General features: G+C 70.0%; 11 protein-coding genes and 1 pseudogene. 7 read left to right on the top strand and 5 right to left on the bottom strand.

The window, feature by feature from the left end; all coding sequences use genetic code 11:
- Nucleotides 1-181 precede the first annotated feature (181 nt).
- On the bottom strand, nt 182-988 hold the full coding sequence (locus HV701_RS25970) for an AraC family transcriptional regulator (protein WP_175135878.1): 807 nt from the start codon (nt 986-988) through the stop codon (nt 182-184).
- Nucleotides 989-1,095: 107 nt separating this feature from the next.
- On the opposite strand from HV701_RS25970, the gene HV701_RS25965 reads away from it, so the two are divergent.
- The 3 genes from HV701_RS25965 (at nt 1,096) to HV701_RS25955 (ending at nt 2,310) form a co-directional block, all read left to right on the top strand.
- Nucleotides 1,096-1,347 carry a hypothetical protein gene (locus tag HV701_RS25965; RefSeq protein ID WP_175135877.1) on the top strand — a complete coding sequence of 84 codons (252 nt, stop codon included), beginning with the start codon at nt 1,096-1,098 and terminating at the stop codon, nt 1,345-1,347.
- A 140-nt stretch (nt 1,348-1,487) separates the two neighbouring features.
- A complete protein-coding gene (locus HV701_RS25960) occupies nt 1,488-1,994 on the top strand; it encodes a 2-thiouracil desulfurase family protein (RefSeq protein WP_175135876.1) in 507 nt (168 codons plus the stop codon).
- A complete protein-coding gene (locus tag HV701_RS25955) occupies nt 1,984-2,310 on the top strand; it encodes a hypothetical protein (RefSeq protein ID WP_175135875.1) in 327 nt (108 codons plus the stop codon). The genes HV701_RS25960 and HV701_RS25955 overlap by 11 nt, the downstream gene beginning before the upstream one ends.
- A 21-nt stretch (nt 2,311-2,331) precedes the next feature.
- Here the strand turns inward: HV701_RS25955 and HV701_RS25950 are convergent, their stop codons facing one another.
- A complete protein-coding gene (locus HV701_RS25950; protein WP_175135874.1) occupies nt 2,332-2,856 on the bottom strand; it encodes a hypothetical protein in 525 nt (174 codons plus the stop codon).
- A 346-nt stretch (nt 2,857-3,202) separates the two neighbouring features.
- Between HV701_RS25950 and HV701_RS25945 the strand changes: the two genes are divergently transcribed.
- The 3 genes from HV701_RS25945 (at nt 3,203) to HV701_RS25935 (ending at nt 6,141) form a co-directional block, all read left to right on the top strand.
- Nucleotides 3,203-3,766, top strand: coding sequence for a TetR/AcrR family transcriptional regulator (locus tag HV701_RS25945; protein ID WP_236756477.1), 564 nt, complete (start codon nt 3,203-3,205; stop codon nt 3,764-3,766).
- 118 nt (nt 3,767-3,884) lie between these two features.
- Entirely contained in the window at nt 3,885-4,943 is a 1,059-nt protein-coding gene (locus HV701_RS25940) for a serine hydrolase domain-containing protein (RefSeq protein WP_175135872.1), read from the top strand.
- Nucleotides 4,944-5,130: 187 nt separating this feature from the next.
- On the top strand, nt 5,131-6,141 hold the full coding sequence (locus HV701_RS25935) for an aldo/keto reductase (RefSeq protein ID WP_175135871.1): 1,011 nt from the start codon (nt 5,131-5,133) through the stop codon (nt 6,139-6,141).
- A gap of 49 nt (nt 6,142-6,190) precedes the next feature.
- Here the strand turns inward: HV701_RS25935 and HV701_RS25930 are convergent, their stop codons facing one another.
- Nucleotides 6,191-7,525 (bottom strand): MFS transporter, encoded by a 1,335-nt coding sequence (locus HV701_RS25930; protein WP_175135870.1) that lies wholly within the window; start codon nt 7,523-7,525, stop codon nt 6,191-6,193.
- 67 nt (nt 7,526-7,592) lie between these two features.
- A complete protein-coding gene (locus tag HV701_RS25925; protein WP_175135869.1) occupies nt 7,593-9,245 on the bottom strand; it encodes a GMC family oxidoreductase in 1,653 nt (550 codons plus the stop codon).
- A 206-nt stretch (nt 9,246-9,451) separates the two neighbouring features.
- Here HV701_RS25925 and HV701_RS25920 point away from each other — a divergent pair, with 206 nt between their 5' ends.
- A complete protein-coding gene (locus HV701_RS25920) occupies nt 9,452-10,294 on the top strand; it encodes an IclR family transcriptional regulator (protein WP_175135868.1) in 843 nt (280 codons plus the stop codon).
- A gap of 31 nt (nt 10,295-10,325) precedes the next feature.
- On the opposite strand, the pseudogene HV701_RS25915 reads toward HV701_RS25920, so the two are convergent.
- A pseudogene (locus HV701_RS25915) lies at nt 10,326-10,620 on the bottom strand (MFS transporter); the annotation flags it as partial.

Raw genomic sequence — 10,620 nt, 5'->3', positions numbered from 1 at the left:
ACCCAGCCGCCGGCAGTGGCCGCCGCATCCGAACCCGCCGCCGCGCCGGCGGACAGCGAGCCGGCCAAGCCGGCCCGCAAGACCGCGCGCAAGACGGCGGCCAAGACCGCGCCGCGCACGCGCCGTCCGCGCAAGGCCGCCGACGCCGAGTGAAAGTGGCCGCGAACGCGCGGCGCAATCCTCAGGCGTTCAACGGGCCCCGGCCGTCATAGCGGCCGGGTGTCACGCCGTATTCGCGCTTGAAGGCGGCGATGAAGGCGCTGATGTTGTCGTAGCCCGTTTCCAATGCGGCGGCGGTGACGCCATGGCCGGCCGCCAGCATCTGCTGCGCCCGCATCAGCCGGGCGCGCTGGCGCCAGGCCCCCAGTGTCAGGCCGGTTTCGGCCAGGAAGCGCCGCGCCAGCGTGCGCGGCGCCATGCCGATCGTGTCGGCCCATGCCGCCAGTGGGCGGCTGTCGGCGGGCGTATCCGACCAGGCCAGCGCCAGCCGCTGCAGCCGGGCATCGCGCGGCAGCGTCAGGCCGTCGCCGGCGCGCGGCAGGGTGCGGATCTCGTCGCGCACCAGCTCGACGATGCGCAGGCGCGCGGCGTCCCAGGCATCGCCGCGCCAGCTGGCGGCGCGGTCGATTGCCGCCAGCAGCAGCGCCGACGCCTGCAGGGCGCAGGGCGCATCCGGCAGGCCGGCGCACGCCGCCGGGCTCAGGTAGACGCTGTAGCCAGCGTAGGGGCCATGCGAGCGCAACCCATGCGGACAATCGGGCGGAATCCACACGGCGTGCACGGCGGGCACGACCCACTGGCGGTCGCCGGCCCGCACCGTCAGCAAGCCTTGGTAAGCGCCGAACAGTTGCCCGCGCGCATGGCGGTGCGTGGCGGTATGGCGCACCGCCTGGTCTTGCCGGCGCACGGCCAGCAGACGCGGCCCGCCGCGCGCGGCGGCCAGGGCGGGAGCGATCAGAGGCGAAGCGGGATCGGCGGGATGCGGCATGCGATAGGTGGGTTGGCAAAATCACGGTATGGAATGTCCAAAATACCGCAGATTTGCCGGTGACGGGCGGCTAAGCTGGTTCCCGTACTCACCCATTGGAGAAAACCATGAAAGCTCAGGATGTCTTGCCCGATGACCGCGACAGCGCGGATTTCCAAGGCGTGACCGTGCGCAAGGGCACGGTCGGCGCATTCCTGGCGAACGCGCGCCTGTGGTGCGACGCCAACGCCGCGCCACAGGCGCGTGAATGCGCCGGCGCCGATCTGCGCGAGGCGCTGCCGGCCTTGCGCGCGTTGGGGCTGTTCGAAGTGCTGGAAGTGCGCGACCCGGCGCTGCGGCGGTGGCTGGAGGCGGCATAGTCCAGCGGCCGGGCAGTCGCGCGACGCGAGGCTCCAGCCCGCCCGGCGTGGCGCGCCCGGCAGGGTCCGGGCCTGTTCTATGATGAGGCCTTCCCCGCGCGCATGTGTCCATGCGTGCGCCCCGCCAGCCCGGAATTTCCATGCAATACGTTCTTGTCAGTGCCTGTCTGCTCGGCCATCCCGTCCGTTACGACGGGCGCTCGGTGCCGGGCGATCACGCCGTGCTGGCCCGCTGGCTTGATGCCGGCCGGGTGGTGCCGGTCTGTCCCGAGGTGGCCGGCGGCCTGCCGATTCCGCGCCCGCCGGCCGAGATCGAGCCGGGCGCCGATGCCACCGCGGTACTGGCCGGCCGCGCCCGCGTGATGACGGTGTCGGGCCAGGACGCCACTCAGCCATTCGTTGACGGCGCGCAACAGGCGCTGGACCTGGCGCGGCGGCGCGGCATCCGCATCGCGGTGCTCAAGGAAGGCAGCCCGTCCTGCGGTAGCGGTTATGTCTACGACGGCAGCTTTTCCGGCCAGCGGCAGCCCGGCGCCGGCGTCACCGCGCGCCTGCTGGCCGGCGCTGGCGTGCGCGTTTTCAGCGAACACCAATGGGCCGAGGCCGCCGCCTGTCTGGCACGCCTGGAGGCCGGCGATGGGATTTAACGTCGGCGACGGGCTGGTACTGGTGGCCGTGGCGGCCGGGGCGGTGACCGCCTGGCGGTTGGCGGCCGGCATCGGTCGCACACGCCTGCGGGCACGAATCGGCGCGGCGCTGTCGTTGCTGTTTGCAGCCTGCTTCGGTTGGCTCTGGTACGAGCGATACCTGAAATGGGACTTCAACGAACTGGGCCGCTATTACGATCCGGTCGGGCAGGGGGTCTATACCGACAGCGGTTTCGTCTGGGCCCTGCCGGCGGCGCTTGCGTTGGCCGCTGGGGTGTTCTTCGCCTGGCGCGGCTGGGGCCGCCCGCGCGCCTGACGGGGCCAGGCGGCCGGGGCCTCAGTTGGCCCGGTAGCCGCGGCTGTTCATGCAGGAATCCATGGCGCGGTTATAGCTGTCCACCATGACCTGGGTGGTCCATTGCGAGATGGTGGCCGGGTCGTAGCCGCTCTGGTTCATGGCCCAGCGCTGGCAATCGGTCGAGGCGCGGGCCTGCGCCGCGTTGACCGGCGGTGCGGGTTCGTACTGCACCGGCGCGTATTGCGTCGGCGCCTGGTAGACCGGGGGCGCGCTGTACACCGGCGGCGTTTCATATACGGGCGCCGCGTACACCGGCGGACTGTAGTAGGCCACGCCTGGCGCGTAGACGCCCGTCTGCACGTACGAGGGGCCGGAGTTGGCCGCCAGGATCAGGCCGGTGGCCGCCAGGGCCAGCGCGCCGCCCACCCACCAGCCGCTGCCGCCGCCACCACCGCCGTGATGATGGTGATAGCCGCCACCGTGGTATCCGCCCGCCAGCGCGGGGGAACTTGCCAAGGCCAGGGCCAGCGCGACGCCGACCATACGACCTGTTAACCGCTTCATGATCTTGCTCCTGAGCCGCCGGATGCCCGCCTGCTGCGGGCACTGGCGATACCGTAATGTAACGCCGCGACCGCGCAATAGTTGTGTCAAGAATTACGAAGATTTCAAGTGATTTCAGAGGCTTGGCGGCGCCTTCGCCCCGGCGCCGCATCGGCCAGGCGCCGCTCTGCCGTCGGCGACCGGGCGTCCTCGCCGCCGGCAGGGGGCGCCGCGCGGCCGCCGGAACGCGCCCAACCCCGCATCAGGGTTTCTATGTATGCGGGAATGTATGGCAAAAAGGTCGGAAGGATAGTATTTTCACGCGATGACGACGGCAACACTCCCCTCTGTATCGCAAGAAAAGCGTTTGACGAAAGGTGAGCGCACCCGGTTGCACCTTCTGGAAGTGGCGGCGGCGGAGTTCGCCGAGCGCGGGTTCCAGCACACCCGCATCAGCGACATTGTTGCCCGGGCGGGCGTGACGCAACCCGTGTTCTATCAGTACTTTGCCGGCAAGCAGGCGGCCTACGACGAACTCGTGGGCATGTTCGCCCAGCGCCTGCGGCAGGAAGTCTGCCGAGCGCGTCTTTATGAAGACCAGCAGAACCTGCCGGTCCACGAGCGCGTGCGGCGGGGCGTGAGCAACTGGCTGGGCATTCTGCAGGAAGACCCCAACCTGACCCGCATCGGCTTTTTCCAGGTCGACGCGGCCGAGGCGCTCAAGGACGAGCTGGTCGAGATGATCTCCGAGAACATCCGCATCGACCAGCATGCCGGCGTGTTCCGCAAGGATATGCCGCCGGACTGGCTGTCGCATGCCTTCATGGGCGTGATCGAGCGCTTCACCCGGCGCGCGCCCAACGCCCAGGAACGCGAGGCGCTGGCCGAATTCATCACCACCATGTTCCTGCAAGGCGTGCTCCAGCGCTGACGCCGTCGCGCCGACGATGGATTCCCGCCTGGCGGACTGGCCCCTGGGCGACAGCGCCCCGCGCGCGCCTGGATATACTCGCAGGCGCCACTGGCCGACAACAACACAAGGGAAATCAATGAACGCGCTCATGCAGCAGGCGATCCAGTTCGCCCACGACCACGAAACCGCCTGGGACCGCAGCGTCGATGGGGTGTTCGGCGTGCACCAGAACGATCCACCGCCCTGGAACCGCCTGCTGGGCCCGCTGCATGACCGCGGCCCGGTGTCGGGCGTGGTGCTGCGCGAGGGCCGCGAGATCGCCGCCTGGGGCGAGCCCGACCGCGCCGACCTGACCTTCAGCGTGGCCAAGCTGTACCTGGCGATCCTGGCCGGACTGGCGCACGACCGCGGCCTGTTGCCGGACGTCGACGAGCCGGTCGGCAAGCGCGTGCCCGGCATCGGTTTCGACCAGGGCCGCAACGCCGGCATCACCTGGCGCCACCTGCTGCAGCAGACCAGCGAATGGGAAGGCGAGCGCTTCGGCGTGTCGGATCAGGCCGACCGCTACCGTGCCGTCACCTTCGGCGTGCCGCCCGACGGCAGGAAGGGCGAGGCCCGCCCGTTGCAAGCGCCCGGCACATACTGGGAATACAACGACGTGCGCATCAACCAGCTGTCGTACGCGCTGCTGCACCTGTTCCGCCAGCCCTTGCCCGAGGTGTTCCGCGAAGCCGTCACGCGGCCGCTGGGCGCCAGCGAGGACTGGCAGTGGGTCGGCTACGACAACGCCTGGATCGAGATCGACGGCCGCCGCATGCCGTCGGTGCCGGGCGGCTCGCACTGGGGTGGCGGCATGTCGATCAGCGCCCGCGACCAGGCCCGGATCGGGCAGATGCTGCTGGACCAGGGCCGCGCCGCCGATGGCCGCCAGGTGCTGTCGCGCGACTGGATCGCGCAGATGCGCCAGCCGTGCGCCATCGCGCCGTACTACGGCTACCTGATCTGGCTCAACCACGAAGGCCGCGTGTTTCCCAGCGTGCCGGCCTCCAGCTTCTTCGGCGTGGGCGCGGGCAGTTCGTTCACCTGGGTCGAGCCCGAGCGCAAGCTGGTGGTGATCGTGCGCTGGCTCGATTCGGCGCACGCCGACGCGTTGTTCGGCCGTATCCTGGCGGCGGTGGACGCGCAGGCCGCCTGAGCCCGCGCCGCGTATCGCCGCCCGGCCCCGGAATCCCTGCCCGCCGCAGGGATTTTCAGCGGCCCGCCGGTATTCTTCTGGCAACATGCCCCTATGCGCGCCGCGCCGCCGGCGGGGCCGTGACCGCCCCGCGTTGCGCGCGCGCCTTTTCCGCCGACCATTTCCCCGCCGACCAAGGATTCCCGCCATGAACTACCGCCGTCTCGGATCCAGCAACCTTCGCGTCTCGCCCCTGTGCCTGGGCACCATGATGTTCGGCGAGCAGACGCCCGATGACGAGGCCGCGCGCATCGTCGCCTCGGCCCGCGACCACGGCCTGAATTTCATCGACACCGCCGACGTCTACAACGATGGCCGCTCCGAGGAAGTGGTGGGCAAGCTGCTGCAAGGGCAGCGCCACGACTGGGTGCTGGCCAGCAAGATCGGCAACGTGGTGGGCCAGGGCCCGAACCAGTCGCACTATTCGCGCCAGTGGCTGATCCGCGGCGTCGAGCAGAGCCTGGCGCGCCTGGGCACGGATTTCCTGGACATCCTCTACCTGCACCGCGACTACCACGAGGAAAACCTGGAAGAAGCCCTGTGGGCGCTGGGCGACCTGACCCGCGCCGGCAAGCTGCGCAGTTTCGGGCTGTCGAACTTCCGCGGCTGGCGCATCGCCGAAACCCTGCGCCTGTGCGAAAAGCTGGGCGTGCCGCAGCCGGTGGTGTGCCAGCCGTACTACAACATGCTCAACCGCGGCCCCGAGGTCGAGATCCTGCCGGCCTGCCAGCACTACGGCCTGGGTGTGGTGCCGTACAGCCCGATCGCGCGCGGCGTGCTCACCGGCAAGTACCAGCCCGGTCAAGCGCCGGCGGCCGACACCCGCGCCGGGCGCGGCGACCGCCGCATCCTGGCCACCGAGTTCCGCGAGGAATCGCTGCGGATCGCGCAGCGGCTGGTCGAACACAGCGCCGCCCGCGGCGTGCAGCCGGGCCACTTCGCCACCGCCTGGGTGCTGGCCAATCCGATCGTCACCGGCGTCATCGCCGGCCCGCGCACGCTGGCGCAGATGGACGACTACTACGCCGCGCTGGAGGTGAAGATCACGCCCGAGGACGAAGCCCTGGTGGATAGCTGGGTCACGCCCGGCCACGCCTCGACCCACGGCTACAACGATCCCAATTATCCGTTTTTCGGCCGTCCGGTGACGGTGGCCTGAGGCGCGGGCCAGGGCCGCGCCCCGGCCCGCGTCCTGCCGCGGCGCGCGGCTAGGCCTTGCGCAAGGTGGCGCTGGCGGGCGCGATCGGCGTGCGCTGCGCCTCGTTGCGGCCGCCGCGTCCGATCAGCCACACGCACAGCGCCGACACCACGCCCGAGAACAGCACGTACAGGCAGATCAGCCAGGGCTGGCCGTTGCCGGTCTTGAGCAGCGCGGTGGCGATGATCGGCGTGATGCCCGAGGCGAAGATGCCCGAGAACTGGTAGACGAACGAGATGCCGGTGTAGCGCACCTTGGCGTCGAACAGCTCGCAGAACAGCGCGGCCTCCGGCCCATAGACGGCGGCGTAGAAGATGCCGAACGGAATGATGATGGCCAGCCACACCAGCATCACGCTGCCCTGGTTGTTGAGCATCAGCCAGAAGCCCGGAAACGCCGCCACCGCCGTGATCAGCGAGCCCCAGAAATACACCCGCGTGCGCCCGATGCGGTCGGACAGCCGGCCGAAGTAGGGAATGGTGAAGCACATCACCAGTGCTGCCGCCATCACGCCGGTCAGCGCCTCGGTGCGGGTGATCTGCAGCGTCTGGGTCAGGTACGAAATCGAGAACACGCCGAACACGTTGAAGAACACGCCGTCGATGTAGCGCGCGCCCATGCCCTTGGCGACGTTGCCGGGGTAGCGGCGGATCATGTCCATGAAGGGGATGCGGCTTTCGGCGTTATCGCGCTTGACGGCGGCGAACTCGGGCGTTTCCTTGATGTTCAGGCGGATGTACATGCCCACCGCCACCATGGCGGCCGACGCCATGAACGCCAGGCGCCAGCCCCAGGCCATGAACTGGGCGTCGGTCAGCAGCGTCGACAGCAGCGCCACCGTGCCGGATGCCAGGCACAGGCCGATGGCCAGCCCGATCTGCGGCAGCGAAGCGTAGTAGCCCTTTTTGCCGGGCGGCGCGTATTCATAGGCCATCAGCACCGCGCCGCCCCATTCGCCGCCCAGGCCGATGCCCTGGAACACCCGCAGCAGCAACAGCAGGATGGGCGCCCACAGGCCGATGCTGTCGTAAGTGGGCACCAGCCCGATCAGGAAGGTGGACACGCCCATGATCATCAGCGTCATCACCAGCATGCTCTTTCTGCCGATGCGGTCGCCGAAGTGGCCGAACACCAGCCCGCCCAGCGGCCGCGTGATGAAGCCCACCGCGAAGGTGGTGTAGGCCAGCATGGTGGAAACGAGCGGGTCGCCGGTGGGAAAGTACAGCTTGTTGAACACGATGCCGGCGACCACGCCGTACAGGAAGAAGTCGTACCACTCGATGGTGGCGCCGATCAGCGAGGCGGCGACGACTCTGCGCACCGCGGTTTCGTTCTGCTTGGCCATGCTTGTCTCCTTTGGTGAGGCGGGCGGCACTCTGCGGTGCCGCGCCGCGGGTTGCGGTCAACGCATGTCATGCCGCCTGTTGCAATACCGGCTGCGCCTGGGCGCGCGGCCGCGCCGCGTGCAGGTCCTGCAGGATGAAATCGGCCGCGCGCTCGGCCAGCATCACCACCGGCACATTGGTGTTGCCCGACACCAGCGTCGGCATGATGGAACAATCCACCACCCGCAGCCCGCTCACGCCATGCACCCGCAGGCGTTCGTCGACCACCGCCATGGGGTCCTGGCGCGGGCCCATCTTGGCCGTGCCCGAAGGGTGGAAGATGGTGGCGCCGTACTCGCGGCAGAAATGCAGGATCTCGTCGTCGCTCCGGACTTCGGGCCCGGGCCGCACCTCGCGCTTCATCAGTCCGGCCAACGGCTCGGTGGCGGCCAGCCGGCGCGCATACTTGACCGCCGCCACCGTCATGCGGCGGTCCAATTCGGTGGACAGGTAATTGGGCTGCATCGCCGGCGCCTCGAACGGATCGGTGCTGCGCAGCTGCACCGTGCCGCGCGAGGACGGCCGCAACTGGCATACCGAATAGGTGCAGCCCGAGAACGGATGCACCTTGCCGCCGGCCATGTCGGCCGACAGCGTGGCGAAGTGGAACTGCGTGTCGGGCGTGGCGCTGGCCGGATCGACGCGGCAGAACAGGCCGCCCTGGTTGATGCCCACCGCCAGCGGCCCGCCGCGAAACAGCAGCCATTGCAAACCCATCGCGGCGCGGCCATGCAGCGTGCGCAATTGGTCGTTGGTGGTGATGGGGCGGCGCGTCTCGTAGATCAGGCGGATCTGCAAGTGGTCCTGCAGGTTCTCGCCCACGCCGGGCAGGTCGCGCACCACGCCGATGCCGAAGCGGCGCAGCAGCGTGGCCGGGCCGACGCCGGACAATTGCAGCAATTGCGGCGATTGCAGCGCGCCGGCGCACAGGATCACCTCGCGGCGGGCGCGCAGCGTGCGCACCTGGCCGTCCTGGCGGTAGCGCACGCCGCAGGCGCGGCTGCCTTCGAACAGCACCGCCATGGCGTGCGCGCCGGTTTCCACCCGCAGATTGGCGCGGCCGCGCGCCGGGCGCAGGTAGGCCACGGCGGTGGAGCAGCGGCGGCCATTGCGGGTGGTGAGCTGGTAGTAGCCCACGCCTTCCTGGTCGCCGCTGTTGAAGTCGCGCACTTGCGGCAGGCCGAGAGCGCCGGCCGCCCCAATCAGGCCCTCGACCAGCGGATGCGGCGTCTTGATCGACGTGGCGTTCAGCGGCCCTTCGGTGCCGCGCGTGGGGCCGGCGCCAAGGTCGTTGTTCTCCAGCTTGCGGAAGTAGGGCAGGCAGTCGTCCCAGCCCCAGCCGGGGTTGCCGGCGGCGGCCCAGGCGTCGTAGTCGCGCCGCTGGCCGCGGATGTAGATCAGGCCGTTGATGGCGCTGGAACCGCCCAGCGTGCGGCCGCGCGGCCAGTAGATGCGGCGGTTCAGCATGTTGGGATCGGGCTCGGTGTAGTAGCCCCAGTTCAACACCTTGTGGAACATGGTCTTGCCGTAGCCGATGGGAATATGGATCCACGGCGAGCGGTCCGGCGGCCCCGCCTCCAGCAGGCAGACGCTGTGCTGGCCATTGGCGCTCAAGCGGTTCGCCAGCACGCAGCCGGCCGACCCGGCTCCCACCACGATGTAGTCCACGGCTTCGGACATGTCTGCTTTCCTCCTTGGTCTGGCCGTGCCGGCGCGCGGGAACTCCCGCGTTCGGACGGCGCGTTTACCCTGCTTGCCGCAACGCCGGGCGCTTATATACTGGCCCGAAGCGAGGGGGGCGCGGCGACGCGCAAAGGTTCCGTATCTGTGGCGATTCTAGGAAGCGCTCACGGGAAAGAAAGCGCGGCAAGCGCGGGAACGGGGAAATGGAACAGAACATGGATCTTCGGTTTCAAAATCGCAGTGCAGCATCGGCGCGCACGCCCGACGCCGACGGCGAGCCGCAGGACGCGGCCCGATCCCTGCGCGCGCTGCTGGTGCTGGACCACCTGGCCCGCGCCCAGCATCCGCCCACGCTGGCGCAACTGGCGCAGCGGCTCGATATGCCCAAGAGCACCCTGATGCGCCTGTTGGCGTCGATGCAGCGCGCCGGCTTCGTCGCCGCCACGCCCACCGAGAACGGCTTCGTGCCGGGGCCGCAGGCCACCGCGCTGGCGCTGGCCACGCTGCGCGCCTCGGCCTTCACCCGCGCCTGCCGCGCGGTGCTGGCGCAACTGGTTGGCAAGCTGGGCGAAACCTGCAACCTGACCGCGCCCGACGGCGACCAGGTCCTCTACATGGAGCGGGTCGAAACCGCCGAACCGCTGCGGCTGTTCTTCGCGGTCGGCAGCCACGTGCCGATGCACTGCACCGCCAGCGGCAAGCTGTTCCTGGCCTCGATGAACCGGCTCGAACGCGGCCGGGTGCTGGCGCGCCTGCCGCTCACGCGCAACACGCCGCGCACGCTGACCGATCCGGCGCGACTGGAAGACGAGCTGCAGCGGCTGTCCACGCGCGGCATCGGCATCGACAACGAGGAGTTCGTGCGCGGCATGAGCGCGGTGGCGGTGCCGGTGCGCGACGCGCAGGACCGCGTGGTGGCGGCAGTGGCTTGCCATGCGCCCACCGCGCGGCTGATGCTCGATGACCTGCTGCGTGCGGTGCCGGTACTGCAGGGCGCGGCGCAGTCCATGACGGCGGTGCTGGCCGAGCACCGGCCGGGCGGTTGAGACCCGCAGACCGTCCGCGGCTGGCCGGCGCTTACCCGCGCAGCGCGTGGCCCTGGCGCCAGGCCAGCGCCAGCACGCCGCTGGCGCCGAGCGCCAGCGCCGCCAGCATGACGCCCGCGCCCGCGCTGTCGAGCAGCACCCCCGCCGCCAGCGGCGCGGCGATGCGCGTGAGCGCGAAGACGCTGGATTGGATGCCGTAGTCCAGCGCCTGCAGGCCAGGCCGCGCGTGCGACATCATCAACCCGAACACCAGCGCCGCCGTGGCGCCCATGGCCGCCGCCACCGCCATGGCGCAGGCCACCAGCACGGCGGGCGCCGCGTCCAGG

Origin of the sequence: Achromobacter pulmonis, from assembly GCF_902859765.1 — a bacterium.
Taxonomy (GTDB): Bacteria; Pseudomonadota; Gammaproteobacteria; order Burkholderiales; family Burkholderiaceae_B; genus Achromobacter; species Achromobacter pulmonis.
Note: the sequence above shows the minus strand (reverse complement) of the source record. Positions and strands in the feature narration are given on the sequence as shown.